Genomic DNA, 25,985 nt, shown 5'->3' on the forward strand with positions numbered 1-25,985 from the left:
CGGCAGCGCGTTATGCGGTCGACGGTAGACATCTTCGCGTCCGCGCCGCCAGACCGTCCCAATGATTGGAAGCCCGGCGGGCACCTATCCTCCTTTCCCGCGAAACTGAGGTGCCGGACCCGACCCCAGCCGGCCCGCAGAGTGAGGACCCGCCACGATGACCGACCCCGCCAACCCAGAGCTCAATTGGCTAGAGCAGTACCAGTTCGCCGAGTTCACGCGCGCCGGCGACCTCGTGTTCCTCTCCGGGCAGGTGGGCCACGACGAGCAAGGCAACCCGCCCGAGGACCCCATCGCCCAATACCAACTGGCGTTCCAGTCGCTCTCTCGCGTGCTCAGGCAGGCTGGGCTGACGCCCGCCGACATCGTCGACCTGACCACCTTCCACACCTCCTACCCGCAGCACATGGCGGAGTTCGTGGCCGTGAAGGCCGAGTTCCAGGGCCCGGCGCGGCCGGCGTGGACCGCGGTGGGCGTGGAACGGCTGGGGATGCCGGGCACACTCGTGGAGATCAAGGCGATCGCGTCCGCACCGCGCTAGATCGGATAGTTTGCGATCACCAACACCGTCCGCACTAATCTGTCAACAACGCCAAGGTCGGCGACGCACAGGGAGGCTTCATACTCATGGCCACAGACATGCAGGCCGCGTTTGCCGCGCTGATCGGCAACCTCACCGGTCCCGGTGGGGAGTTCGAGCTGGTGAAGGAACAGGTGCTGGGAGCCCCGCTGACTGTGATGCGGAACCGGGAGCGCTCCCTCGCCGATGTTTTCGCGAAGTCCGAGCGGTTCGCCGACGCCGACTACCTGGTCAGCGAAGAGCAGCGCGTGTCGTTCGCCCAACACACAGCGGATGTCCGCGCGCTGGCACACTCCTTCGCGGAGCAGTACGGCATCGGCAAGGGGGACCGTGTCGCCATCCTGGGCGCCAACAGCCCGCAGTGGGTGGAGGTGTTCTGGGCCACGCAGGTGCTCGGCGCCATCGCAGTCGGCTTCAACGCATGGTGGTCGCCTCCCGAGGTGGCGCACGCGCTGGACGACTCGACCCCGAAGCTCCTCGTGGTGGACCGCAAGCGCCTGAACTCGCTCGGCGAGGTCGATATCCCGGTGCTCTGCCTCGACGACGACATCCCCCGCCTCGCAGCGGCCCACACCGGCGCCCCCCTCCCCCAGACACCCATCGACGAGGACGATCCCGCGATCATCCTCTACACCAGCGGCACCAGCGGCAGGCCCAAGGGCGCGGTCCACTCGAACCGCAACGCCATCGCCGTCACCGACTTCCACCACTTCAACGAGAAGCTGTTGGAGAGCCTCGGCGCCGCGCATCCGGTCGAGCGCCGCTATCTGCTGACCTCGCCCCTGTTCCACATCGCCAGCCTGCACAACCTCGCGCTCCCCAGCCTGGCCACCGGCACCGCCGTGGTCATGTACCAGGGGTCCTTCGACCCCAACCGGGTGCTGGCCCTGATTGAGTCCGAGCGCGTGACGAACTGGGGCGCGGTGCCCACCATGGCGAAGCGGCTCGTCGAGTCCGGGGACTTCGACAAGTACGACACCTCCTCGATGACCTCCTTCGCGCTGGCCTCCGCGCCGTCCTCCCCGGAGTTCAAACGGCAAGTGCGAGAACGCATCCCCTTCGCAAAGAACAGCCTCGTAGACAGCTACGGACTGACCGAGAGCTGCACGGGAATCGCCGTCGCGACCCCCGTCGACCTCGCGGAGAACCCCGGCACCCTGGGCCGCCCGACGCTGACTGTGGAGATGGAGATCCGCGATCCGTTCGGCGTCGTGCTGCCTGACGGCGTGGACGGCGAGGTCTGCGTGCGGGCCCCGTACATCATGCTGGGCTACTGGAATAACCCCGCGGCGACATCCGCCGCCATCGACAAGGACCGCTGGCTGCACACCGGCGACATCGGGTCCATGCGCGACGGCCTGCTATATCTGAACTCCCGGCGCTCCGATCTGATCCTGCGCGGCGGCGAGAACGTGTACCCCACCGAGGTCGAGCAGTGTCTCGACGAGTGTCCCGGCGTGATCGAGTGCATCGTCCTGGGCGCGCCGGACGAGGACCTCGGCCAGATCGTGGTCGCGGTAGTCGTCACCTCCGAGTCCGACCCGGTCACGGAGGAGACGCTGAACGACTGGGTGTCGAAGCGGCTCGCCTACTTCAAGCGGCCCGCGCGCTGGCGCATCACCACAAATCGGCTGCCCCGCAACGCGACTGGCAAGATCGCCAGGAAAGTCGTCGAGGCCCCGCGCGCAGGCCGCGACGGCTCCGCGGTTGGCCACGATTCCGTACCGGGCCATACTGGCTGACGTGACCCACGACTCGATCATCCCGATCTCCCGGCCGTCCGAACGCGATCTGCACGAGATCCGCGCCCTCGTCGACGCCTACGCCTACGCAGTCGATCGTCGCGACGAGCCGATGCTGGCCGCGCTGCTCACCCCGGACGCCGCGCTTATCCGCCCGGCCTCGATGGTCGGCGCCGGCCAGCACGCCGCGCTGACCGGCGTGCGCCTGCCGAATGAGATTCTCGCGGCCGTTGCGCATCTGCGGTCCACCCGGCACATCGTTGCGCAGCAGGTGCTCTTGGGCGCGGGCACCGCCACCACGGTTCAGGCCGAAACCTATTGCACCGCCCACCACATCTATGGCAAGGGCGACGCACACCGCGACAACCGCCTGCACGTGCGCTACCGGGACACCTTCGTCCGCCAGGACGGCCGGTGGTGGATCAGCCGACGCGAGCTGCTGGTGGACTTCATCGAGGACGTGCCAGTCACCCTGCCCCACCCTTGAGCTGCCCGGATCGACCAGAGATGGAGCACCCCCAGATGACTGACGACCTCAGCGCCGAGAAGTCCCCCGCGGACACGCGGGCCGCCGACATCGCCGCGGTCCGCGCGTTCTGGGAGCGGCTAGGACTGCCGGGGCTGATCGACGTGCACACGCACTTCATGCCGAAGCAGGTGCTGGACAAGGTGTGGCAGTACTTCGACTCCGCGGGGCCCCTCACGGGGCGGGTGTGGCCGATCGCCTACCGCGAGGATGAGGACGCCCGCATGCAGAGGCTGCGGGACTTCGGGATCCTCGCGTTCTCCTCGATGCTCTATCCGCATAAGCCGGACATGGCCGCGTGGCTCAACTCCTGGGCCGCCGAGTTCGCCGCCCGCACCCCGGACTGCCTGCACACCGCCACGTTCTACCCCGAGCCCGGCGCCGGCGAATACGTTGCGGAAGCTATCTCCCATGGTGCCCGGATCTTCAAATCCCATGTGCAGGTGGGTAACTACTCTCCAGACGACCCGCTCTTGAACCCCGTCTGGGAGCTGCTCCAGGAGCACCAGATCCCGACGGTAATCCATGCCGGCTCCGGCCCCGCCCCCGGCACGTTCACCGGGCCCGCCCCGGTGAACGACGTCCTCGAGCGCCATCCCGAGCTGCCACTGATCATCGCGCACATGGGCATGCCCGAGTACACCGAGTTCCTCGACATGGCCGAGCGCTTCCCCAACGTGTACCTCGACACCACGATGGCCTTCACCACCTTCACCGAGGCCGAGATCCCGTTCCCCCCGGCGGACCGTGCCCGCCTGCTCACCCTGCAGGACCGCATCCTGCACGGCAGCGACTTCCCCAACATCCCGTACCCGTACATCGAGTCGCTCGATGCCCTGCAGCGGCTGGATTTGGGCGATGATTGGCTGCGGGCGGTGTGCTTCGACAACGCGGTGCGGCTGTTCGGCATAGCCGTCTAGGAGTTACGCACGCTCACGCAGGTCCCAGCGCAGAATTTTCTGCGTGAGCGCGCGTAACCCCTAAAAACGTGTGGCTATGTCGGGCGCGGCACCTTCTTGTTGATGAACAACCCCTCCACCGACACACACACCTCGCCGTTGTGCGAGATCTGACCAGTGGTCCAGATCTTGCGGCCCTCGGTCCGCTCCTGGCGGCCAGAGACCTCGAGGGTCTCGAAGAGCGGAGCCGGGCGGTGATACCGCACATTCAGCTGCGCGGTCATGCCGTCCTTGCCGGACCAGGCGTTGGCGACGCCCAGAACATGGTCGAGCAGCAGCGCGGAGACGCCGCCGTGCACGCAGCCGGGCGGGCCCTGGTACGGGATGGTCAGGGCCACCTCGCCGCGCACGGAGGCGTCGTCGTAGCCGCGCAAGACCAGCGGCGGCGCGACCGCGTTCTCTGGCCCGGTCACGGGGTCGTGGCGGGTGACGCCCTCCCCTGACCACATGTCCACGAGCCGCTCCTGGACCGGGCCGGCGTGCTCCTCGAGGTGGTCGGCGATGGCATCAAGCTCCGCCGCGACGCGCGCGAGGTTCGCGTCGTCGCGGTTGGTGCGCAGCAACGCGTCGATGACGCGTCGGGCCGCCTCGGTGGCCTGGTCGATGGGGGTATCCCCACGCGGGGAGGTGATGACCGTGCCGCTGGGGGTGTTCGCCATCGTGGCGTGCGACAAGCCCTTGCCGGAGTGTTCGGCCGGGACCGCCCGGGCCTCCTCGGCGGCCACTACTGTCCTGGGGCCGGGTCGCGGGGCAGGCCGAGCAGGCGCTCGCCAATGATGTTGAGCTGCACGTCCGTGGTGCCGCCGGCGATCGACAGGTTGCGGGTGCTCAGGAACCAGCGGGTCGGGTCGTTGCGCCCGTGGGTGCCGACGAGCATCGACGTGCCGACCCACTCCATGATCACCTCCCACACCTGCTGGCGGTGGTCCACACCCAGCAGCTTCGCGATCGAGGACTCAGCGCCGGGCTGAGCGCCCGAGAGGCTGCGGATGGTGCCGCGCAGCGCGAGGAGCCCGCCGGACTGCGCGTCGCACAGCACCTGGCCGAGCGTCGTAGACATCTGCGCGTCCAGTGCCGCCTCGCCGCGCTGGGTGCAGATCTCCTCCGCCACCTCCAGCAGCCGCTCGCCGCCACCGCCGAGCGAGGAGCCCCGGGACAGGGACACGCGCTCGTTGGCGAGGGTGGTGCGGGCGAGCTTCCAACCGTCGCCGGGCTGCGCGATCAGCGCGTCGTCGGGGACGAAGACATTATCGAGGAAGACCTCGTTGAACAGCGCCTCGCCGGTGATCTCACGAAGCGGCCGGATATCGAGCCCCGCGGACTTCATGTCGAGCACGAAGTAGGAGATGCCCTTGTGCTTGGCGACGTCGGCGTCCGTGCGGGCGAGGAGGATGCCAAAGTCGGCCTCCCGCGCGACGGACGTCCACACCTTCTGGCCGTTGAGCACCCACCCGCCCTCGACCTTGACGGCCTTGGTGGCCAGGCCAGCGAGGTCGGAGCCGGCGCCGGGTTCGGAGAACAGCTGGCACCAGACGATGTCGCCGCGCAGGGAGCCGGGGATATAGCGCTGCTGCTGCTCGGCGCTGCCGTGCTCGATCAGCGTGGGGACCACCCAGTTGCCGATGACCATGTCATGCGCCTCGAGCTCGAGCGCGGCGAGCTCCTCGGCGATCACGAGCTGGCTGACCGCGTCGGCCCCCTTGCCCCACGGGGCCGGGAAGTGCGGGGCGGTATACCCGTGCTCGGCCAGATAGGCCGTGCGCTCGGCGCCGCTCACGGCGCCGGCGGGGATCAGCTCGGCGCGGATCTCGGCGCGGATCTGCTCGGCCTCCGGGGGCAACTCGACGCCCAGCTTGCGGCGCACGCCGGAGAGCGCGAGCGTGGCAACCCGCTGCTGCCAGACGGCCGTGGAGCCGAGGACGATGCGGAGGGTCTGGGCGCGGCGCAGATACAGATGCGCGTCGTGTTCCCAGGTGAAGCCAATGCCGCCGAGGTTGTTGATGTTGTCCTTGGCGGTGCTGAACGCCGCCTCAATGGCGACCGCGCCGGCGACGGAGGCCGCGAGCGAGGCCTCGTCCTGCGTGGCGGCGCCGCCCTCACTCAGAGCGCGGGCGGCGTCCCAGGCGCAGGCTCGGGCCTGCTCGGCGCGGGCAAGCATCCGGGCGATGCGGTGCTTCACACCCTGGAACTGCCCGATGGGGCGGCCGAACTGGCGGCGCACCTTCGCGTACTCGGCGGAAGTGGTCACGTTCCAGTCCGCCATGCCCGACGCCTCCGCGCCGAAGATCGTGGCGGCCAGGTCCAGCGGGCGGTTGGAGTCGTTGACCGAGAGGATGTCGGCGCTGTCGATGACGACGCGGCTGACGGTCACGCGCACGAGGTGTCGGGTGACGTCGTAGCTGGTCAGCTCCTCCACATCGACCTGGCCGCGATCCACGACCACCCAGACGATCGCGTCGCCGTCGTGCGCGGGAAGGACGAGCTTGGCGGCCAGCGCGCCGCCGATGATGAGTCCGGGGACGCCGTCGAGCACGGCCTTGCCATCCTCCCGGGTCAGGGTGAGGGTGCCCGGGTCCACGGCCATCGCGCCGATGACGGTGCCGTCGGCAAAGCCCGCGAGGAAGGCGGTGTGGCCGGCGTCGGCCAGCACCGCGCCGGTCAGAACGGTGGAGGTGAACGCGCCGGGGATCATGGCGCGGCCGAGCTCCTCGACCACCACCGCCGTCTCGATGAGGCTGGTGCCGGCGCCGCCGAACTCCTCGGGCAGGTGCAGGCCCAGCAGACCCTGCTCAGCAAGGTCGGACCAGTAGCCGGGGGCCGACTCCGACTCTGCGTTGACGGCATCGCGCAGCACGTCCGGGGTCAGGTGCCGACTGGCCCAGCCGCGCACCGCGTCACGCAGGTCGCGGGTGTCCTCTGTCAAACCGATCGTCATGGGTTCCTCACTGGCTCTTCTGACTGGGCGTTAGCTATTTTTAGAACGTATTCCACTCGAATGTTCGGTGGCAACGCGGTCCCGACTTCGCCCGCCGCCGGGCAGCTCGCGCCACCGGCGGGAACTGGTCAAATCCGCCAACAACAGCTCGCAGGCCAGGCGCAGGTCGGCCTCCGCGGTCTCCACTGAGATGTGCCCGTTCAGGCAGGACTGGACCATCCCGAACCACTGTTGGTTGACCAGCCGCGCCAGCCGGTCGTCCTCCTCTGTGGGCACGGAGATACGGGCGGCGGCCCACAGCGCCTCCTTGAACCCCTCATCGATCTTCGCGACGTCGACAACCCTGTCCACGTGCGCGATGTTCAGCGAGCGGATCATGGCGTCGGCCAGCATGGGCCGCGCCATCAGCGAGCGCAGGGCCTGGGTCAGGATGCTCGCGACCGACTCCCAGGGCGGCAGGTCCTCCCGGATGGCCCTGATCGACTGCGCGGTGAGTCCCTCGATCTGCGCGGCCATGACGCTGACGAACAGTTGGGTCTTTGACGGGAAATAACGGTAGAGGGTGCCAATGGCGATGCCCGCAGACTTCGCGACATCGTGCATCTGCACATGGTCGAAGCGATGCTGCGACGCGAGCTCCTCCGCCGATTTCAGCATCCGTGCGTACTTCTCGTGCTGCAACTTGGACGACGGCTCCGCCGGAGCACGAGACTCCCCGATCCTCGGCATCCACGCCTCCCTCTATTACGCCCCGGACAATGCCGCCCTAGTCTTCCCTACCTGCAGCGCCTGCGGAATTCGCCGTCCCGAACGCCGAGAGTCCATACAATCCCGGTAGATGAGATCAACGCGTCTGCCCTGCCGGGCCGCATCTAGCGTCACTGAAAAGCCACAGCCCCGTGTGTGAAGGACGGCAAATAATGACCAACGTTGTGCAAGACCAAGACGAGATCCGCACTATCGACGCCGGCAATGCCCCAGAGCGGTTCGCCCGTGGCTGGCACTGCCTCGGCCTGGCGAAGGATTTCCGCGACGGCAAGCCCCACTCCATCGAGGCCTTCGGCGGCAAGCTCGTCATCTGGGCCGACTCCGAGGGCAAGCTCAACGTCCTCGACTCGTACTGCCGCCACATGGGAGGCGACCTCTCCCAGGGCACCATCAAGGGCGACGAGATCGCCTGCCCGTTCCACGACTGGCGCTGGGGCGGCGACGGCAAGTGCAAGGACATCCCCTACGCCAAGCGCGTCCCGATGCGCGCCCGCACGCAGACCTGGCCCACCATGGAGCAGGACGAACTGCTGTACGTGTGGAACGACCCCGAGGGCAAGCAGCCGCCCGCCGACGTCACCGTCCCGATCATGCGAACCCCGGACGCCGAGTGGACCGACTGGCGCTGGCACGCGATCACCATCGACACGAACTGCCGCGAGATTGTCGACAACGTCGTCGACATGGCGCACTTCTTCTACGTGCACTACTCGCTGCCGGTGTACTTCAAGAACATCTTCGAGGGCCACACCGCCATCCAGTACTTCAATGGCGAGGGCCGCGAGGACATGGCGTCCAAGCGCGCCGAGAGCTCGCAGAAGGCCATTGGCAACTCCTCGATCGCCGCATACCACGGCCCCGCCTTCATGATCGATGACCTGGTGTACCACTACCCGGACTACGACGTCACCTCCGTGCTGGTGAACTGCCACTACCCGATCTCCCCCGACAAGTTCGTCCTCATGTACGGCACCACCGTCAAGAAGACGGCCGACCTGCCCGAGGGCATGGCGGACAAGATCGCCGAGGGCAACACCGCGTTCATCACCAAGGGCTTCGAGCAGGACGTCGCGATCTGGAAGAGCAAGACGCGCATCAACAACCCGCTCCTCTGCGAGGAGGATGGCCCCGTCTACCAGCTGCGTCGCTGGTACGAGCAGTTCTACGTCGACGTCGCGGACATCACCGAGGACATGACGGCCCGCTTCGAGTTCGAGATGGACACGAGCAAGCCGGTCGAGGCCTGGCGCAAGCAGGTCGCCGAGAACGTCAAGGCACAAGAGGCAGCGGCCCAGAAGGCCGCGGCACTGTAATGGCTATGCAGCCGCACGCCTGCCACACCTGCGGGACCCACGTCGAGGTGGAGAAGTTCAGCTTCCACCACACCTCGATCCAGTGGCAGAACGACGCCGAGGAGACCTGCGCGCAGTTCCAGGCGCTCGCCGCCGCGGGAGACCGTCAGGTCGACGCGTCCAGCTGCAAGGCCATGCGCGACTCCATCGAGGCCGCGGTGCTCGACGGCTCCATCGTCGTGCCCGACTAGCCCTACACCCATTTCGCTGACCCAGAGGACCACATGATCGACAAGGAATTTTACGGCCCCTGGGCCGTCATCGCCGGCGGCTCCGAGGGCGTTGGCGCGTCCTTCGCCGACCAGCTCGCGGAGGCAGGCATCAACTTGCTGCTGATCGCCCGCAAGCCCGGCCCACTCGAGGAGACCGCCGAGGCCGTGCGCAAGCATGGCGTCGAGGTCCGCACCCTCGCGCAGGACCTCCTGGCCGACGACGCGATCGAGAACATCAGCAAGGCCGTCGCGGACGTCGAGGTCGGGCTGATGATCTTCAACGCCGGCGCGAACAGCTACGGCCACGAGTTCGTCACCGGCGACCTCGACGGCTTCCGCGGCGTCGTCAAGCTCAACATCGACCGCCAGCTCGAGCTCTCGCACGTGTTCGGCGCGCCGATGCGCGAGCGCGGCCGCGGCGGCATCATGCTGCTCGGCTCGATGGCTGGCTACCTCGGCGCCGAGCACCAGAGCATCTACGCCGCGTCGAAGGCGTTCAGCCGCATCTTCGCCGAGGGCCTCTGGCTCGAGCTGAAGGAGCACGGCGTGCACGTCCTGGAGCTGGTGCTGGGCGTGACCCGCACCCCCGCCATGGCGCGCGCAGGGCTGAACTTCGACATCCCCGGCATGGTCGTCTGGGAGCCCGAGGACGTGGCCCGCCAGGGCCTCGAGCAGCTGCCCAACGGCCCCGTCTACATCGTCGGCGGCGACACCTCCGCCGCGGAGGCCCGCTCCGGCTACCCCCGCGACAAGATGGTCGAGGGCGCCGCGGCGGCCATGCGAAAGCTGATGGGCCGCTAGCCTTCTCAGTACAAGCTAGAGGTGGCCGGATCTGTGCTCAGCACCGATCCGGCCACTTTTCTTCTATCCACAGACAGGACCTTCCATGGTGCCTCAGCCCGACCACGTCCTCATCACCAACCTCGTCTACCGCTACGCGGAGTTGGTTGACAGCGCCGACTTCGACGCCCTGGGCGAGATGTTCTCCGACGCCGTGCTCTACGCCGGTGGGGAGCCCCTGCGCGGGGCCGCGGCGATCCGGCAGAACTTCGTCGACTGGGTGCGCGTGTACCCAGACAACGGCACGCCACACACGCGCCACCTCACGAGCAACCTGATTATCGAGGTCGCAGAGCCGGAAGATGGCGGGGCCGCGCAGACTGCGGCGGCCCGCTCCTATGTCACCGTGCTGCAATACGGGCCGGGCAACACGCTGACGCCGATCTTCTTCGTCCGCTATTTCGACGAGTTCCACCGCGTGGACGGGGCCTGGCGGTTCGCGTCGCGCCGCTACATCGAGCCTGCCTCCGGGCCGGCCGCGGACCATCTGCTCAAGGAATTGGGCGACTAACGGCACCCGCCCCTAGCCTTGCGTCCCGTGTTTGACCGTGCGCACGTTGCAAAGTGAGCAGGGCCAAACACCGGACGCAAAGCGGGCACGCGGGGGGGTTAGACGGCGGGCTTGTGCGCCGCGACGTCCCTAGCCTTGGACAGCTCCGCCGGCTCAGCGCTCTCGAACTTGCCGATCATCCGCAGCAGCAGCTTTCGCAGCTCCGCCGAATCCGCCACCGCGTCCGACAGTGCATCGGACTCCCGCACGTCCGCGACCACCCGCGCGTAGACCTGCCGACCTGCCTCCGTGATCGAGACCAACTGCCGCCGCTCGTCCGAGGGATCCGTCGCGCGACTGACCAGATCCTTGCGCTCGAGCCGCTCGATGGTGCGGCTGATCGTCTGATCAGTGACCCGGCAGCTGCGAGCCAGCTTGCGCTGGGGTTGGGCGCCGTCGATCAGGCACTCCTCCAGGATGGTGTAGCCGGCGTGGGTGACGCCGTGCTCGCGGAGCAGCAGCTCCCAGGTGTGCTCGAGCATGCGGGAGGCGGTCACCAGCAAACGTGCTGTCGACCAGTCCTCGATCTCCTGACTCACCATGACTTCCTATCATGAAAGACCCCCGGAAAACCCATCGACCTGCAGTTATTTACGCAATGCTACGTCGAGAGATAACTTCCGGGAGGCTTTTTCAGATGAATGCCTAGAGTCTGTCCAAAGCGGTCAAACCGGAGCGGTCAAACCAGGGCCCCCATCCACGCCAGCAGATCGTCTAGCCCATCCGCAGTCTCCAAGTAGGCCGTCGGCCGCAGCATTACGGTGGTGGCCCCCTCGTCGAACCGCCGGGCCACCGACGCCGCGGTGCGCTCGAGGTCCAGCTCCCCCGCCGTCGTCCGGGCCATCCCCAGGGAGACCTGCACCTCCAGGGAACCGGGATCGCGGCCATGCGCCTCGAAGGCCGCTCGCAGCCGGTCCACCGCGGCGGGGAAGTCCGGCAGGTCCGCGGGGTTGACGGTCCAGCCGTCGCCGACCCGTGCCAGGCGGTCGAAATTGCTGGCCGACGGCGCGAAGCCGAAAATCACGGGCAGCCGCTCCTGCACCGGCAGCGGGCGGCTGTAGAAGTCTTCGAAGGCGTAGTCCCGGCCGGTGAACGTCGCGGGCTCTGGCGACCACAGTGCCCGGCAGGCGACGACCATCTCCTCGAGGCGGCCGAACCTGCGCTCGAACTCCTGCCCCGCGGCTGCATACTCGTCCTCTTGCCAGCCGACGCCCACGCCCAGGCTAACGCGCCCGCCGGAGATCACGTCGAGCGTCGCGGCCTGCTTGGCCAGCAGCAGTGCGGGCCGCAGCGGGGCCACCAAGACGGAGATGCCAAGGCGCGCGCGGGTGGTCACCGCGGCAACCGCGCCGAGCATCGTCATGGGCTCGAGCCACGGATACTCCAGGTCGAACGGGAAGCCGTTGAACGCGACCCTCCCCTCGTGCGCCCGCCTCGAGAAGCCGAGGTGGTCACCGGTGCTGATCAGCCCGATCCCCGCGCGGTCCGCCTTTGTGGCAAGGTCGAGCACCGCGGAGAAATTGCCGTCGTACAGCTTCTCCGCGCCAAGGATGTTGAGGCCGATCTGCATGCGTTAGCCCTTTCGGTTAGATGACGATTCTTTTAGACGACGATGCCCCGGCACGCTGGCGCGCCGGGGCATCGGGGACATTGCGGTATTACATGTTGAAGGCGGCCAGCGGCTCGGAACCAGACCAGTCGTGGCCCCAGTACTCGTCCGCGGTGATCTCCTCGGCGGTGTACGTCGCGTCGTCGACCAGCGCGCCCTCGCAGCCGTACTCGAGGTCCCAGCCGCCGGGGGCGCGCACATAGAACGAGACCATCTTGTCGTTCGTGTGCCGGCCCAGGGTGGATGAGATCGAGTGTCCGCCCTTCTTCACGCGGTCCAGCGCCTGCCCGACGGCATCGAGGGTGGTGACCTCGACCATCAGGTGCACCAGGCCGGGGAGCTCATTCGGCGGGGCCGGGCAGATCGCCAGGCTGTGGTGGCGCGCGTTGATACCCATGAACCGGACCCGACGCGCCGGCACGGCGTACTTGCCGCCGAGGCGGATCGCGCCGCGCGAGCGGAAGCCGAGCACCTTCTGGTAGAACTCGACCGTCTCCTCCGAGTTCGGGATCGGCAGCACCACGTGGCCCATGCCGACACCCTCGGTGACGAACTTATTGCCGTGCGGGGTCACGACGTTGCTGTGGTCCAGGATCGGGCCGAAGAAGATCTCGACGGGGGTGCCGCCGGGATCGGTGAACGCGATGACCCGCTCGGCACTGCGCTGCGTGGCCTCCTCCTCGGAGAGCTCCGCGACAGTGACGCCGGCGGCCTCGAGGGTCGCCTTGACGCGGTCGAGGGCGATGCCGTCGGCAACCTCCCAGCCCACGGCCTGCGCCTTGTCGGAGTCGCCGGGCACGATGATCAGACGGGCATTCCGCTCGTCCATCCGCAGGTAGAGCGCGTCCTCGTTGGGGCCGGAGCCCTCCGCGAAGCCGAGCGCGTCCACGGCCAGCTCACGCCAGCGGGGCAAGTCCGTGGACTGGACCCGAAGGTAGCCGAGCTGCTTGATGTCGGTCATCAAATCATCCCTCGCATCATGCCCTGGGGGTCGCCGCCGAGCTCGATGAGCGCGGTGGCGTGGTAGTTCGATCCGGGGACGTGCACGGCGTGCACGGTGCCGGCGTGGGCGTCGCGCCAGAAACGCTGCAGCGACCCGTGCAGGTGCAGGGCACGGCCGCCGGAGCGGTCCATGATCTGGTCGACCGCGCGGACGACGCGGTGCGCCGCGGCGACCTGGGTGCGGCGACCCTGGGCGCGGGCCTCGAAGGAGACCTCCTTGCCAGCGTCGACGATGTCGAAGAAGCGGTCCGCGGTCTCGAGCAGCGCGGCGCGGGAGGCCGCGATCTCGGCTGCCGCCTCGCTGATGGCGTACAGCACATACGGATCCTCGCGGATCGGCTGGCCGGTGACGGCTACGCGGTCCTTCTGGTCCTGCAGGTGGCAGTACATGGCGCCCTCGGCGATGCCGATCACGGCCGAGGTGATGCCCAGCGGGAAGACGTTCCAGTACGGGAGGTTGTAGAGGGTCTGGTCCAGACCCATCTCCTTGGACTGCTCGCCGGACATGATCTTGGCGGCGTCCATCGTGCGGTGCGTGGGGATGAACGCGTCCTTAACGATGACGTCCTTGGAACCGGTGCCGCGCAGGCCGACGACGTTCCAGGAGTCCTGGTCGATCTCGTAGTCCTCGCGCGGGACCAGCACGTGCATCATCTGCGGCGGCATCAGGCGCTTGCCGTCCTTGTCGCCCACCGCGGCGCCGATGAACAGCCACGTGCAGTGGTCCGTGCCGGAGGAGAAGGACCAGCGGCCGTTGAGGATGTAGCCGCCGTCGACGGGGGTCGCGATGCCCATGGGCGCGTACGGGGACGCCATCCACGTGTTGGGGTCGGTGCCCCAGACCTCTTCCTGCACCTTCGGGTCGGCCATCGCCAGCTCCCACGGGTGCACGCCGACGATGCCGCCGACCCAGCCGGTGGCGCCGTCGAGCGCGGCGGTGCCCATGACGGCCTCCGCGAACTCGCGCGGGTGCGCCTCCGTGCCGCCGTACTTGACTGGCTGCATCATGCGCATGATCCCCGAGTCGCGCAGGATCCCCGCCGCGCGATCGGTGAGCTGCATGTTCTTCTCGCCCTCGGCGGCGTCGGCGCGAATCTCGTCGCCGCGGGCCAGGATGCTGTCCAGTTCCTTGCTCATATTCCCTCGCTTGGTTGTGGAAGTTTGTGTGTTAGTGCAAAAGTTGACGACCATCCGAATTGGTCGCTAGTCCAGGGGATGGCTTGCCGTCCAGGCTAGGACTTGGCGGCATCCAGCGCCGCGACATAGCCGAACACCATCGACGGTCCGATGGTGGCGCCCGCGCCGGCGTACTCGTTGCCCATCACCGAGGACGAGGTGTTGCCGGTCGCGTACAGTCCAGCGATCTCGGAGCCGTCCTCACGGAGCACCCGCGAGCGCGCGTCCACGACGAGGCCACCCTTGGTGCCCAGGTCGCCGACCTCGACGCGGACCGCGTAGAACGGGCCCTTGTCGATGACGTCGATGTTGGGGTTCTGCAGCGTCGGGTCGCCGTAGTAGCGGTCGTAGGCGCTGTCGCCGCGGCCGAAGTCGAGGTCCTTGCCCGTGCGGGCGAAGCCGTTGAAGCGCTCGATGGTGGACGCCAACTGCGCCGCGTCGATGCCGACCTTCTCGGCCAGCTCGGCGATGGTGTTCGCCTTGGTGACGATGCCCTGGTCGTAGAAGCCGGCCGGGAAGTCCAGGCCCGGCATGACCTGCGCGAACGGGTAGCGCGAGCGCGCCTTGGTGTCCATCACGAAGTACGCGGGGAGCACGCCGGCCTCGAGCTGGTCGTGCACGAAGTTCGTGTACGGCGAGGACTCGTTGGTGAAGCGCTTGCCGTCGGTGCCGACGATGACGGACGGCGGGATGCAGCGCTCGGACACGAGCGGGATGACCGCGCCCATCGGGTGCATGACGGACGGCATCCACCAGGCGTCGTCCATGAGGTCGGTTGCGGCGCCGAGCTTCTGGCCGGCGAGGATGCCGTCGCCCGTGTTCTCCCTGGCGCCGGCGCTGATTGCGGGCTGGCCGCCCTCGGGCAGCGTCTGCTGGCGCATCTCCAGGTTGTGGTCGTAGCCGCCGGTCGCCAGCAGCACGCCCTTGCGCGCGCCGACCCGGACCGTCTTGCCCTCACGCTCGGCGACGGCGCCGATGACGCGGCCGTGGGTGTCGACGATCAGCTCGGTCATGGAGGTCTGCAGCCACAGCGGAACGCCGCCCTCCTTCATTGCCAGGCGCAGGCGCGCGACGAGCGAGCGGCCGCCCGTCGCCATGTGGCGGCGCACCACGGTGTTCGACGCGACGCGCCAGGCGGCGACCAGGGAGGCGCGACGGCCGGCCCAGGTGCGCTTGACCATCGCGAGGTCGTGGTAATCCTTGCTGGTGACCCACAGGCCCAGCGGGCCCTTCATGCTGTTGGGACGCTGGAACTGCTCGTCTTCCTTCAGCTTCTTGGTGTTGAACGGCGGGCACTCGACGGTGCGCCCGTCCGCGCGGCCGCCCGGCAGCTCGGGGTGGTAGTCGGAGTAGCCCTTGACGTAGTAGAACTGCACGTTCTTGCTAGAACGCTGGAGCATCTCCATCATCGGCACGCCGTTGTCGATCAGCGCCTCGACACGGTCCTTCGGCACGCGGTCGCCGATCAGCGCGTCCAGGTAACCGAGGACGGACTCGCGGGAGTCCGTGACGCCCTTCGCGGCCAGCGTCGGGTTGTTCGGCACCCAGATGCCGCCGCCGGAGATCGCGGTGGAGCCGCCGAAGGTCTTGCCCTTCTCCAGCACCAGCGTGCTCAGGCCCTTCTCATTCGCGGCCAGCGCGGCGGTCATGCCGCCACCGCCGGAGCCGACCACCAGGAAGTCGACCTCAGCATCCCAGGCGGGCTGGGTTCCGGAGTTGTCTTGTGCTGCGGGGGAATTCATTACTTGGCCTTCGAATCGTCGCGGGTGAGGAAGGCGAGCACAGCGGATAGCCAGGCCTCGCGGGCCTCGATCATCGTCCAGTGCCCGCAGTTGGGGAACACGTGCAGTTCTGCGTTGGGGACATCGCGCATCGGGAGCATCGCCATGTCGACCGGGCTGACGCGGTCGTCGCGGCCCCAGGTCAGCAGGGTGGGCGCCTTGATGCGACCCAGTTTTGCCCAGTAGGGCGTGGTCTCGGCGGCCTGGTTCGCGGCGGCCATGGCGGCCATCGCCTGGCTGCTGTACATGCGGCGGGCGATCTCGAGGGTGGTCGGCTCGGTGGCAAGCGCCCAGCGCTCCTCGAGCAGCTCCTCGGTGACGATGGCGGGGTCGTAGACCATCGAGTTCAGCCAGCGGACCAGGCCCTCCCGCGTCGGGTTGTCCGTGAAGTCCATCAGCAGCTTGATGCCCTCGCTGGGGCCGTGGCCGAAGATGTTCTTGCCCATGCCGCCGATGGTGACGAGGCGGTTGACCCGCTGGGGTGCGTTGATCGCGATGTTGGCGCCGACGATGCCGCCCATCGAGTTGCCGATGATGTCAACGGAGTCCAGGCCCAGGCCATCAAGGAAGGCGATGACCGAGCCGCCAGCCATCATCATCGGGTGGCCGTCCCCCGCGTAGCTGACGCCGAAGCCCGGGAACTCCAGGATGAGGCAGCGGAAGTGCTCGCTCAACTCGCCAACGACGCCGCGGTAGTTCCGCCAGCCGGTGACGCCGGGGCCGGAGCCGTGCAGCAGGAGCAGGGGCGGGCCCTCGCCGACCTCGTGGTAAACCAGGACGCCTTGCTCGGTCTGCAACTCCTTGCGGGAGTCTTCGTAGCTAACTTGCGCCATTCATCTGCTCCAGTTCTCGACCCACAACCACATGGATTGCTATTCATCGTGAACCTAATGACGCGGATGGCGCGTGCGTGCGGCGATCCCGATCAGCGAGACATTCCGGCGGGTCAGACTCTAGACTGCGGCGTCGCGGCGAAAGCCCGAGGCAGTGCGCGCGCCGGAGCCGCCCGTGCGGGCGCCGGGGGCCGGGAACAGCTCCTGGGAAACGCGGCGTGCCGCGCCGAGGACGAGGGGTGCGACACGGTCCAGCGGGGTGCTGTTGGACTCCGGGCACAGACAGATGGCGGCGACGGGGCCTTCCGGCCCGACGATCGCGGCGGCGGCGGAGGTGAAGCCCATGGAGCGCTCCCCGGTCCGGTCGATGGAGAGGCCGTGGCGCTGGCGGATCCGGTTGAGCTCCTGGTGCAGCTCGGGGAGGGACCAGCCGTTCTTGCTGCGCTGGTTCTTCAGACGGTCGGTGACGAGGTCATCGACCGTCTCGGGGGTAAGTCCCGCGAGCATCGCCCGGCCGCCGGTGTTCCAGTACGCGCCGGAGTGGCCGCCCACGCGGGAGGCGAGGCGGCTCGCGAACCGGCCGCCGATCTTGTCGAGGAAAATCTCGTCGACACCGTCGAGCACCGACAAATGCACCACCATGCCGGTGCGCATGTGCAGCTCGTGCAGGTAGGAGTTCGACACCTGACGCAGCTCGTTGTGGCCATTGCCCTGGCCGCCGAGGCCGAGCGCGCGGCGGCCGAGGCCGTAGCCCAGCGCGCCGTGGTCGAGCCAGTCCAGCTTGACCAGCTGGTCGAGGATTCGGTGGGCAGTGGAACGGGGCAGCCGCGTCCGATTCGCGACCTCTTCCAGGTTGAGCTTGCTGGAACGACGCTCGAACGCGTCGAGGATCAACGTCATGCGCTCCACCATCGAGGGCGGGAGATCACGCTGCGCCCCATCTGCGACTGCCGCAGAGATGGTGGACTGTGTGTTCTCAAGCGATGACATGACGCCTCCACTGCTCACCTGGTCCACCGAACGGCCACCCAGAATTGAAATCAATTACTAAATTGTAGCAGTGAGGCCGGGGGCGGTACAAGATTCCCCATGCCGGCCCTCCGAGGTGCCGCGCTCCCGGTGACCGGAATGATTCGCCGGATCCGCCCAACTTCGACTGAGACTGGTGTAGTGCGACACCCGTAATCTCTCACAGAATCGATGGAGGCAATATGCGAATCGGGATCTCAAGCCCCATCGTGGTGCAGCATCCGCTCACCCGCTCCGACTGGGAGCATGACGCGGGGATCGCCGAGCTCGCCCTCATCGCCGAGGCCGCGGACCGACTGGATTATCACCATCTGACCTGCAGCGAGCACGTGGTGGTCCCCCGTGAGATCGCCGTCGAGCGTGGCGGCACCTACTGGGATCCCCTCGCCACGCTGGGCTTCCTGGCCGCGCGCACCAGCCAGATCCGACTCAACACCCAAGTCCTGGTGCTCGGCTACCACCACCCCCTCGAGATCGCCAAGCGCTACGGCACCCTCGACGTCGTTAGCGGCGGCCGCCTCACGCTCGGCGTCGGCGTCGGCACCATGCGCGAGGAGTTCGAGCTGTTGGGCGCGGAGTTCGAGGGCCGGGGCGCGCGCGCCGACGACGCGCTGCGAGCCCTGCGCGCCGCCCTCGGCGTCGAGGTCCCCAGCTACGCCGGCAGCCACTACTCCTTCGACGGCCTCGTCGTCTCCCCGCACGCCCAGCAGGCCCACGTGCCGCTGTGGATCGGCGGCAAGACGCGCCGCTCCCTGCGCCGGGCGATCGAGCTGGGCGACGGCTGGGTGCCCTTCGGCCTCGGCCACGAGGAGCTCGCCGCGATGCTCGCCGCCACCCCGGTGCCCGAGGGCCTGGACATCGTGCTCTCCCCCGGCCGCTCGCTGGACCCGATCGGCCACGCCGACGCCGCCCGCCGCGCCCTCGAGCGCCTGCAAGCCGCCGGGGCCACCATCGCCGGGCCCTCGATCGCGGCCGACTCCGCCGAGCACTACTGCGAGCAGCTCGAGGCGCTCAAGGCGATCGCGGTCGAGGTGGGCGTCGAGTTCTAGGGCTTGCCCCTTCCCCTCGCCGCTGTGAGGTCACTTAGCGCCCTGCCGCCGAGTCCGTCGGCGCCACAATCTAAGCGATCGCTTCTCCCGGTGCGACTGGCTGCACGGGGGTCAGCCGAGCGCGGCCAGCATCCGCAGGGTGCGCTCACCAGCCGGGTCCGCATCAGTGCACGACGGGACGATGACGATGTCGTCCACCCCCGCCGTGCGGTATGCGTCGATGCGCGCCTGCGCCGCGGCCGTGTCGGGGCCGATGATGCCCACCGCCTCGACGAGCTCGGTGGGGATCCGTGCAAGCAGCTCGCGAGGATGCGGGCGGGTGCGGGCGAACGCCACGACGTCGCCGAATCCTGCGCGCTCGAACATCTCCGAGTAGCCGGGCGCCGCGAGGTAGCCGAGGACTCCCCGGCGGATCTGCTCCACCGCGCCCGACCCGGCACCGATCGCCGCGGTGGCCCACAGCGCCACCCGCGGACGTGGTCGGCCCAGTTCCGCCGCCGCCCGCTCGAGATCCCCGATCAGCTCCCCCGCGGTCTCCGCAGTCACCAGGTTGAGCACTAGGCGGTCGCCGTGGCGGGCCGCGGCCCGGATCGCGGCCGGGCCGAAGGCTGCGATCGTCAGTCCTGAGCGGGGCGCGGGCAGCCGCAGCCGGTATCCGGTGCTGCCGACGACCTCGCCGGGGCTCTCGACCTTCTCGCCGTTGAGCAGCGGCCGCAGGGCCGCGGCGGACTCTGCTAGCGCTCGCGCCGACCGAGCGCGCGAGCGTCCATGCCACTCCTCCACGACCACCGCGCTGGACGTGCCCAGCGCGATGTCGACCCGGCGCCTGGTCAACGCGGCCACGGACGCGGCGCCCATCGCGATCATCGCCGGATCGCGGACCGTCACGGCGAAGGGGCCGAGAGTCAGCGGAATGTCGACGGTATGGCGCGCGATCTCCATCGCCAGCGCGAAGGCGTCATAGGTTGCCATCTCGCCAATCCACAGCGACTTGTAGCCAAGCTCGTCGGCGATCGCGGCGGTGGCCAGCGCCTCGTCGGCCGGCCGGTCCTGCCATAGCCCCAGCGAGACCTCCAATCCGTTGCTCATGCGAGCCCGACCGCGCTCGCCATGTGGTCGACGGTGTCCCAGCCCGGGATCTCCGAGCCGGCAGCCCAGGTTGAGTGCGTGCCGCTGGAGACCCGCTCGGGCAGCCGGATCCGCGTGATGGGGCCGTCCTCGACGCGCTGCGCGTCGAAGATCAGGCACTCGGAGAGGTCGCGGTTCATGTCGACCGTGATCGTGATCAGGTAGCCGTCGTCCTCACTGGTGGAGCCGACCCGCGGGGCCATCGCCGTCTCGCTGCCGTACACGCCCTCGCCGAATTGATAGGCCGTCTCATCACCGGTGAGGGTGTCGTGCTTGACGAGCCCGTTGAACAGGAACCAGTCCGGAACCGCTTGCGCCGCATAGGTGTAGCGGTGCTTGACACCGCCGTGGTGGGCGTTGATCATGCCGAACTCGGTGACCCGGTCCGAGAGGTGCCCCTCCTTGACCTCGCCCGTCCTCAGGTTCAACCGCCAGCGGTGCAGGCGGGTGCCCATGCGCTCCTGGGACAGAAACCGGAAGGCCCGCTGGTACGCCGATCCGACGCCATCGTCGGCAGGCTCGGGGTGCTCTTCATAGAAGCCGTCGAGGACGATCTCCTCGCCCTCCTCGTAGGCATTGACCCAGTGCAGCACGAAGGTGGGATCGGCCTCGAACCAGCGGACGTCCTCGGTGCGGCCGCGGCGGGGCACGACGCCGATACGCGTGGGAATGTCGGGGTAGAACCGGGTCGCGTGCTTCCCCTTCTCCAACGCCTCCGGGATCCAGAACAGGGGACAGTCCGTGAGGATCGCGTAGTTCTCGGTGAAGGCCATGTCGTGCGGCAGTCGCGGGCCGGGAAGCGGGATATCGATGTAGTGCACCAACTGCTCCTGCGCGTCTACCACCCCGTAGTGCATGTAGGGCGCGTCCTTGCCGTAGTTGAAGAACAACATCTCACCGGTGCGGTGGTCGACCTTCGGGTGCGCGGATACCCCGACGTCCGAGGGGAAATCGCCGTTCCACGTCGACTTCCCGAGCGTCTCGAGGGTCACCGGGTTCAGCCGGTACAGGTCCCCGCACTGGTAGAAGCTGGTCAGCGCGACGCCCGCGTGCAGACTCACGTCTGTGCTGGACGAGTCCTTCAGCAGCCCGCGGGCGCCCCAGCCGTCCTGGCGCAGCGAGGCCTTCGGGTTCTCGGCGATGCCCGGCCACAGCGGACCGCCCGCCGTCGTCTCCGCCTTGAGCCCGTCCGTCTGCACAAAGCGGTTGCGGTAGAACGCCTTTCCATCGCGGAATCCGACGACGTGCACCATGCCGTCACCGTCGAACGGGTGGTAGACGCCAGCGAGCGCCGGGTGCACCGGGTTCTCCGTGTTCCGCAGGTAGACCCCGTCCAGGTCGGCGGGGATCTCGCCCTCCACGTGCAGGTCCGTCGCTTCCCACTCGGTGGTCTGCGGGCGCCACGGTCCGGTGCGGTACGGGTGGTCGTCATCTGCGGGGAGAGTGGACAGCATGCGGCCCAAGACCTCGATATCCATTGTTGCCCTACCCTTTCGAAGTCGCAGTGAGGTTTTCCAAGAGCAGGGCCGAACCCAGTCCCGCGGCCCCGCTCACCGCGGCGACGCCGTAGCGCCCGCCAGAGCGGTTCAATTGCTCGACGGCCTGGCCGATGAGGATCGCGCCGGTCGCCCCGAACGCGTGGCCCATCGCGATGGTGCCGCCGTTGACGTTGAAGCGGCCCTCGCCAAAGCCCAACTCGCGCTGAATCTTCAGACAGAGGGCGGAGAACGCCTCCGCGAACTCGACCACGTCGAGGTCCGCCGGGGTGAGCCCGGCGCGGGAGAGCGCGCGCTCGATGGCAATCTGCCCGGCGGCGAGCATCCGGACCGGGTCGGAACCCGCGCTCGCGGCGCCCACGACCCGGGCCAGGGGGGTGAGCCCCGCGCGGGCCGCGGCCTCCGCGGTGCCGACGATCACCAGGCCCGCGCCATCCGCGAGCGAGGGCGACGTGCCACGGGTGTGCAGGTGCTGGATCTCGGCTAATCCGGGGAGGTGGCGCAGCGCAAGCGCGTCCTGGCCGCCCGCGCCGAGCTCCGCGAAAGCCGCGGGGAGCGCGGCCATCTGGTCGGCAGTCACGGCGCGCACGTGCTCGTCATGTGCCAGGACGATCGTGCCATCCGGGCCACGGACCGGCAGCACGGTCGAATCGTAGAACCCGTCCGCCCACGCCGCGGCCGCCCGTGCCTGGCTGCGCAGGCCGTAGGCGTCGAGCTCGGCGCGGGTGAGGCCGAGCTCGGTGGCGGCGATGTCGGCCGCGATGCCCATGTGGACACTGCCAATCGCCTCCACCACAGCCGGGTCCGTCCACAGCGGGCCTTGGTCGGCGAACATCGGGACCGCGGAGACGGAGTCGACGCCGCCGGCGACCACGAGATCTGCCTGCCCAGACTTGACCAGAGCCGATGCCGTGGCGACGGCATCGATCCCGGAGGCGCAGAAACGGTTCACGCTCTGGCCGGGGACGCGCTGCGGCCACCCTGCGGTGAGCACGGCGGTGCGAGCGAGGTTCCCGCCCTGCGCTCCCACCTGGGTGGCGCTGCCGAGCACGACGTCGTCGACGGCCTCCGGGTCCAGGCCCAGCCGGTGAACAAGCCCGCCGAGCAGCTTCTCCACCAGGGACAGCGGGCTGACTCCGGCCAGCCCGCCGCCGGCATGGGCCTTCCCGCGGGGGGTGCGCAGGGAGCCGAGCACGAAAGCCTCGGTCATTTCACGCCCCTGGTGACGACGGTGGCGACGGCGGTGGTGAACGAGCCGCCGACGTTGACGGTCAGCGCCGTGCGGGCGCCGTCGATCTGCTGGTCCCCGGCCCGGCCGGTCACCTGCTTGGCGGCGTCGAGCACCATTCGCACGCCCGTCGCACCGACGGGGTGACCGTTGGCCAGCAGCCCGCCGCCGGGGTTCACCGGCAGCTTCCCGTCCCGCGCGATCAGCCCGTCCATAACGGCCTGTCCGCCCTGACCCGGCGCTGCCAGGCCCATGTGCTCGAGCGTGACGAGGCCGTTGATGGTGAAGCAGTCGTGGATCTCCGCAACGTCGAGGTCGTCGACACCGGCCAGCCCGGCGCGGCGGTACGCGTCCTGCACCGCCGCGGCCAGGTGCGGGAACATGTAGTCCGCGCCGTCGCCCTGCGCGAGCTTGTCTGCCAACAGCAGGGTGGCAGTGCGGTGTCCGAAGCCCGCGATGACGGCCTCGGCGCTCAGCTCGGTCCCCGTGCGCTCGGCCCACGCCCGCGTGAATCGCTCGCTGGCGAGCACGACGCCGGCCGCGCCGTCGGTGATGCGCCCGCAGTCGGTCTTGCGCAACAGACCCTCCACCGCGGGGTTCACGTCGTCGTCCTCCTCGAACGAGCCTGCGGGGAAGTCCCAATCACGCGTCTGGGCAAGGGGATTTGTCTTGCCGTTGGCGAAGGCGATCTCCGCGAACCGACCGAGGTGCGCGTGGTCGAGGCCGTAGCGCTGGCCGTAGTCCGCCGCGATCTCCGCGAACAGCGCCGGCCAGGCGAAGGTGGCGTCGAGGGCCTCCCGGCCCGCCCAGGCCGCGGAGCCGAGGTTATCGGCCGCCGTTGTGGCAGAGACATTGCGCATCAGCTCGACGCCCAGGACCAGGGCCACGTCGTAGCGGCCGGACTCGATGTCGGCGCATGCGGCGAGGATGGCGGTGGAGCCGGAGGCGCAGGCCGCCTCGTGTCGGGTGCTGGGCACCCCATCCAGGCCGGGCTCCGCGGCGATAACCATGCCGCCGAGTTGCGCCTGGCCAGCGAAGAGCTCCCCGGCCAGGTTGCCGACGTGGATCACGCCGATCTCGGCCGCCTCGACCCGCGCGTCGGCCAGTGTGGCGGGGACGGACTCAGCCAACATGTCGAACAGACCATGCCCGTCCTTCGCCCAATTGCGGGCGAAGTCGGTCTGCATACCGCCCAGCACATAGACGGGGCTTGTCATTTGGCCTCCATCGTCAGGGTCCGCAGGTCGGATTTGGTGATCTTGCCGACGGGGTTGCGCGGCAACTCAGAGACCACAAAGACGGATTCCGGCAGCTTGAACGCGGCGATCTTCTGCCCGCGCAGGTGGGCGACGATGTCCACCAGGCTGGGCTCGGCGTCCCCCGAAGGCACCACCACCGCGCACACCCGCTCCCCCATCGCCAGGTCCGGCACCCCGATGACGGCGGCCTCGAGCACGCCAGGGCAGCCGAGGATCAGGGACTCGATCTCCGCGGGCGAGATGTTCATGCCGCCGCGCACGATGAGGTCTTTCGCGCGATCGACATAGCGGAGATAACGCAGGTCGCCGGGCTCGGCTTCGATGTATTCGAAGAGGTCGCCGGTGCAGAAGTAGCCGTCTTTGTCGAACGGGTCGCCACTTGCGGTGCCGGCGAGGTAGCCCGCGAACACGGATGGCCCATCAAGGCGCAGCTCACCGGTGTGTCCCGCGACGGTGATCTCCTCCTCGGTGGCAAGGTCCACCAACTTGGTGCGCATGCCCCGGGACGCCTCGTTGTCCCAGGTGTGCGAGGGAGAGCCGAAACGAGGGAACAGCACCGCACGTAGGACCGGGTCCGGGATCGTGTCGGGATCGCCGACCAGCGTGGTGCCCTCGTTGGAGCCGAAGCAGTTGATGATGTCGATGCCGAAGCGGTCCTTATACTCCGAGATCATCTGGTGCGAGAGCGGCGCGGAGCCGGAGCCGATCACGCGGAGGCTGTCGAGCACGCCCGCCGCGGCCGCGTCGCTGGCCAGCGCGCGCACGAGCACCGCGGGCGGCGCGACGGTGTACGTGACCTGGTGGTGGACAACCTGTTTGAAGAACGTTGCGGCGTCGAACGGGTGGTGCTGCACCAGCGTCGCGCCGGTCAGCAGCCACGGCACCAACATCCCCGCGATCCCCGCCATGTTGACCATCGGGAACGGGTTGAGCAGCACGTCATCCCCTGTGAGAGCCGCGCCGGAGACGCTCCCAATGCCGGAGATATACCACTCGTTGGCACCGCGCGGGATCCCCTTGGGCGTGGACTCCGTGCCCGAGGTCCAGCAGATCGTCAGGGCGACGTTCGGATCTGGTGTCAGGGAAGCCCGGCGCTCCGCCAGCGCAGTCCCGTCGAATGGCTCTGCCAGTCGCGCGTCGAGCCCCACCACACCGGCGGGCAGGTTATCGCCAAAGGCGAGGACACCGCGTAGCGACGGGAGGTCCCCCGCCGCCGTCGCTGCGGAGTCCACCAGCCGGTGTCCGGCCATCCGCGCACAGGTGACAAACGTCCGGAAGTTCGCCAGGGCGCCCAACTGGGCAAGCTCATACTCCCGGTACTGCACGGGCAGCGGCGAAATGACCGCGCCGATCCGCGTGATCGCCAGATACATCGCGGTCAGCTCCACCGAGTTCGGCAGTTGCACCCCGACGACGTCGCCGCGCTCCACTCCTTGCTCCAGCAGGACCTCGGCGAGCTGGTCCACGAACTCGTTGAGATCTGCCCACGTCAGCTCCCGCCGAGGACCGTCGGTCAGGTCTGCGCGGTTCAGCGGGTCCACGACTGCGAGCGCGCCGGGCCGCTCGCCCACATGCCGGTCCAGGAGTTCATCCCAGGTGTCGTGGCCCCACCAGCCAGCGGCTGTGTACTCATCGACCCTGTCCTGGGGGTGCAATCTCATTTCGGTGTGCCTCCGTGCGCTCTCCATGCTGCGGATCATGAGCGCAAACCTATCGATTGATTTCTATTACTGCAATAGGCAAAGTAACTAAGGTGGAGTTCAGATCTATCCATACTGCGTCTGCACATACGCAACATGATGGTGAAATCCGGAATTTATCCCAATCGCACGACATAACTTCATAATGGATAGTGGGATATATGAGGTCGGGGGGGCTACGATTCGAGGGGCGCCGAGGACCGTGCCGCCGCCACCGCGCGGACGTGGTTT

24 protein-coding genes are annotated in these 25,985 nt (G+C 68.4%); 9 read left to right on the forward strand and 15 right to left on the reverse strand.

Translation table 11 applies throughout. The features are described from left to right. The first annotated feature begins 157 nt into the window (after positions 1–157). From TBIF_RS08270 to TBIF_RS08285, 4 genes are all read left to right on the forward strand, one after another. Complete coding sequence (locus tag TBIF_RS08270; protein ID WP_024794356.1) at positions 158–541, forward strand: RidA family protein; 384 nt, start codon at positions 158–160, stop codon at positions 539–541. Positions 542–627: 86 nt separating this feature from the next. Next, positions 628–2,322: a steroid-24-oyl-CoA synthetase gene (gene casG, locus TBIF_RS08275; RefSeq protein WP_024794357.1), complete on the forward strand. Its 1,695-nt coding sequence runs from the start codon at positions 628–630 to the stop codon at positions 2,320–2,322. Between the two features lies 1 nt (position 2,323). Then, positions 2,324–2,809: a nuclear transport factor 2 family protein gene (locus TBIF_RS08280; protein WP_235174594.1), complete on the forward strand. Its 486-nt coding sequence runs from the start codon at positions 2,324–2,326 to the stop codon at positions 2,807–2,809. Positions 2,810–2,844: 35 nt separating this feature from the next. Then, a complete protein-coding gene (locus TBIF_RS08285; protein WP_024794359.1) occupies positions 2,845–3,768 on the forward strand; it encodes an amidohydrolase family protein in 924 nt (307 codons plus the stop codon). Between the two features lie 74 nt (positions 3,769–3,842). Here the strand turns inward: TBIF_RS08285 and TBIF_RS08290 are convergent, their stop codons facing one another. From TBIF_RS08290 to TBIF_RS08300, 3 genes are all read right to left on the reverse strand, one after another. After that, positions 3,843–4,466: a PaaI family thioesterase gene (locus TBIF_RS08290; RefSeq protein ID WP_038170473.1), complete on the reverse strand. Its 624-nt coding sequence runs from the start codon at positions 4,464–4,466 to the stop codon at positions 3,843–3,845. Positions 4,467–4,531: 65 nt separating this feature from the next. Next, positions 4,532–6,742, reverse strand: a complete 2,211-nt coding sequence (locus tag TBIF_RS08295) for an acyl-CoA dehydrogenase family protein (RefSeq protein ID WP_024794361.1) — start codon at positions 6,740–6,742, stop codon at positions 4,532–4,534. Positions 6,743–6,772: 30 nt separating this feature from the next. Further along, entirely contained in the window at positions 6,773–7,471 is a 699-nt protein-coding gene (locus TBIF_RS08300; RefSeq protein WP_024794362.1) for a TetR/AcrR family transcriptional regulator, read from the reverse strand. Positions 7,472–7,662: 191 nt separating this feature from the next. Between TBIF_RS08300 and TBIF_RS08305 the strand changes: the two genes are divergently transcribed. From TBIF_RS08305 to TBIF_RS08320, 4 genes are all read left to right on the forward strand, one after another. Further along, positions 7,663–8,823 (forward strand): 3-ketosteroid-9-alpha-monooxygenase, oxygenase component, encoded by a 1,161-nt coding sequence (locus tag TBIF_RS08305; RefSeq protein ID WP_024794363.1) that lies wholly within the window; start codon positions 7,663–7,665, stop codon positions 8,821–8,823. Positions 8,824–8,828: 5 nt separating this feature from the next. Then, positions 8,829–9,053 carry a hypothetical protein gene (locus TBIF_RS08310; protein WP_024794364.1) on the forward strand — a complete coding sequence of 75 codons (225 nt, stop codon included), beginning with the start codon at positions 8,829–8,831 and terminating at the stop codon, positions 9,051–9,053. A gap of 33 nt (positions 9,054–9,086) precedes the next feature. Continuing rightward, positions 9,087–9,875 carry an SDR family NAD(P)-dependent oxidoreductase gene (locus TBIF_RS08315; protein WP_024794365.1) on the forward strand — a complete coding sequence of 263 codons (789 nt, stop codon included), beginning with the start codon at positions 9,087–9,089 and terminating at the stop codon, positions 9,873–9,875. 85 nt (positions 9,876–9,960) lie between these two features. Beyond that, complete coding sequence (locus TBIF_RS08320; protein WP_024794366.1) at positions 9,961–10,425, forward strand: nuclear transport factor 2 family protein; 465 nt, start codon at positions 9,961–9,963, stop codon at positions 10,423–10,425. Between the two features lie 98 nt (positions 10,426–10,523). Here TBIF_RS08320 and TBIF_RS08325 read toward each other — a convergent pair whose 3' ends face one another. The 7 genes from TBIF_RS08325 to TBIF_RS08355 all read right to left on the reverse strand — a co-directional run bounded on the left by TBIF_RS08325 (position 10,524) and on the right by TBIF_RS08355 (position 17,855). Next, a complete protein-coding gene (locus TBIF_RS08325) occupies positions 10,524–11,006 on the reverse strand; it encodes a MarR family winged helix-turn-helix transcriptional regulator (protein ID WP_024794367.1) in 483 nt (160 codons plus the stop codon). A 137-nt stretch (positions 11,007–11,143) separates the two neighbouring features. Beyond that, positions 11,144–12,034, reverse strand: a complete 891-nt coding sequence (locus TBIF_RS08330; RefSeq protein ID WP_024794368.1) for a TIGR03619 family F420-dependent LLM class oxidoreductase — start codon at positions 12,032–12,034, stop codon at positions 11,144–11,146. A gap of 88 nt (positions 12,035–12,122) precedes the next feature. Further along, on the reverse strand, positions 12,123–13,034 hold the full coding sequence (locus TBIF_RS08335) for a VOC family protein (RefSeq protein ID WP_024794369.1): 912 nt from the start codon (positions 13,032–13,034) through the stop codon (positions 12,123–12,125). Beyond that, positions 13,034–14,212, reverse strand: coding sequence for an acyl-CoA dehydrogenase family protein (locus tag TBIF_RS08340; RefSeq protein WP_024794370.1), 1,179 nt, complete (start codon positions 14,210–14,212; stop codon positions 13,034–13,036). The genes TBIF_RS08335 and TBIF_RS08340 overlap by 1 nt, the downstream gene beginning before the upstream one ends. Before the next feature lie 95 nt (positions 14,213–14,307). Next, on the reverse strand, positions 14,308–15,993 hold the full coding sequence (locus TBIF_RS08345; RefSeq protein WP_024794371.1) for an FAD-binding protein: 1,686 nt from the start codon (positions 15,991–15,993) through the stop codon (positions 14,308–14,310). Continuing rightward, positions 15,993–16,865 (reverse strand): alpha/beta fold hydrolase, encoded by an 873-nt coding sequence (locus tag TBIF_RS08350; RefSeq protein ID WP_024794372.1) that lies wholly within the window; start codon positions 16,863–16,865, stop codon positions 15,993–15,995. Before TBIF_RS08350 ends, TBIF_RS08345 begins: the two co-directional genes overlap by 1 nt. 120 nt (positions 16,866–16,985) lie before the next feature. After that, positions 16,986–17,855: an IclR family transcriptional regulator gene (locus TBIF_RS08355; protein WP_024794373.1), complete on the reverse strand. Its 870-nt coding sequence runs from the start codon at positions 17,853–17,855 to the stop codon at positions 16,986–16,988. 221 nt (positions 17,856–18,076) lie between these two features. Between TBIF_RS08355 and TBIF_RS08360 the strand changes: the two genes are divergently transcribed. Next, complete coding sequence (locus TBIF_RS08360) at positions 18,077–18,943, forward strand: LLM class F420-dependent oxidoreductase (protein ID WP_024794374.1); 867 nt, start codon at positions 18,077–18,079, stop codon at positions 18,941–18,943. Positions 18,944–19,054: 111 nt separating this feature from the next. Here TBIF_RS08360 and TBIF_RS08365 read toward each other — a convergent pair whose 3' ends face one another. The 5 genes from TBIF_RS08365 to TBIF_RS08385 are packed head-to-tail and all read right to left on the reverse strand — an operon-like array spanning position 19,055 to position 25,715. Beyond that, positions 19,055–20,032, reverse strand: coding sequence for an LLM class F420-dependent oxidoreductase (locus tag TBIF_RS08365; protein WP_024794375.1), 978 nt, complete (start codon positions 20,030–20,032; stop codon positions 19,055–19,057). Continuing rightward, positions 20,029–21,549, reverse strand: a complete 1,521-nt coding sequence (locus TBIF_RS08370; RefSeq protein WP_024794376.1) for a carotenoid oxygenase family protein — start codon at positions 21,547–21,549, stop codon at positions 20,029–20,031. Before TBIF_RS08370 ends, TBIF_RS08365 begins: the two co-directional genes overlap by 4 nt. A 7-nt stretch (positions 21,550–21,556) precedes the next feature. Further along, positions 21,557–22,777 carry an acetyl-CoA C-acyltransferase gene (locus TBIF_RS08375; RefSeq protein WP_024794377.1) on the reverse strand — a complete coding sequence of 407 codons (1,221 nt, stop codon included), beginning with the start codon at positions 22,775–22,777 and terminating at the stop codon, positions 21,557–21,559. Then, positions 22,774–24,012 (reverse strand): acetyl-CoA acetyltransferase, encoded by a 1,239-nt coding sequence (locus tag TBIF_RS08380; RefSeq protein WP_024794378.1) that lies wholly within the window; start codon positions 24,010–24,012, stop codon positions 22,774–22,776. Before TBIF_RS08380 ends, TBIF_RS08375 begins: the two co-directional genes overlap by 4 nt. After that, positions 24,009–25,715, reverse strand: coding sequence for a class I adenylate-forming enzyme family protein (locus TBIF_RS08385; protein ID WP_024794379.1), 1,707 nt, complete (start codon positions 25,713–25,715; stop codon positions 24,009–24,011). Before TBIF_RS08385 ends, TBIF_RS08380 begins: the two co-directional genes overlap by 4 nt. Positions 25,716–25,985: the final 270 nt, after the last annotated feature.

The organism is Tomitella biformata AHU 1821, assembly GCF_000524475.1.
GTDB classification, from domain to species: Bacteria; Actinomycetota; Actinomycetes; order Mycobacteriales; family Mycobacteriaceae; genus Tomitella; species Tomitella biformata.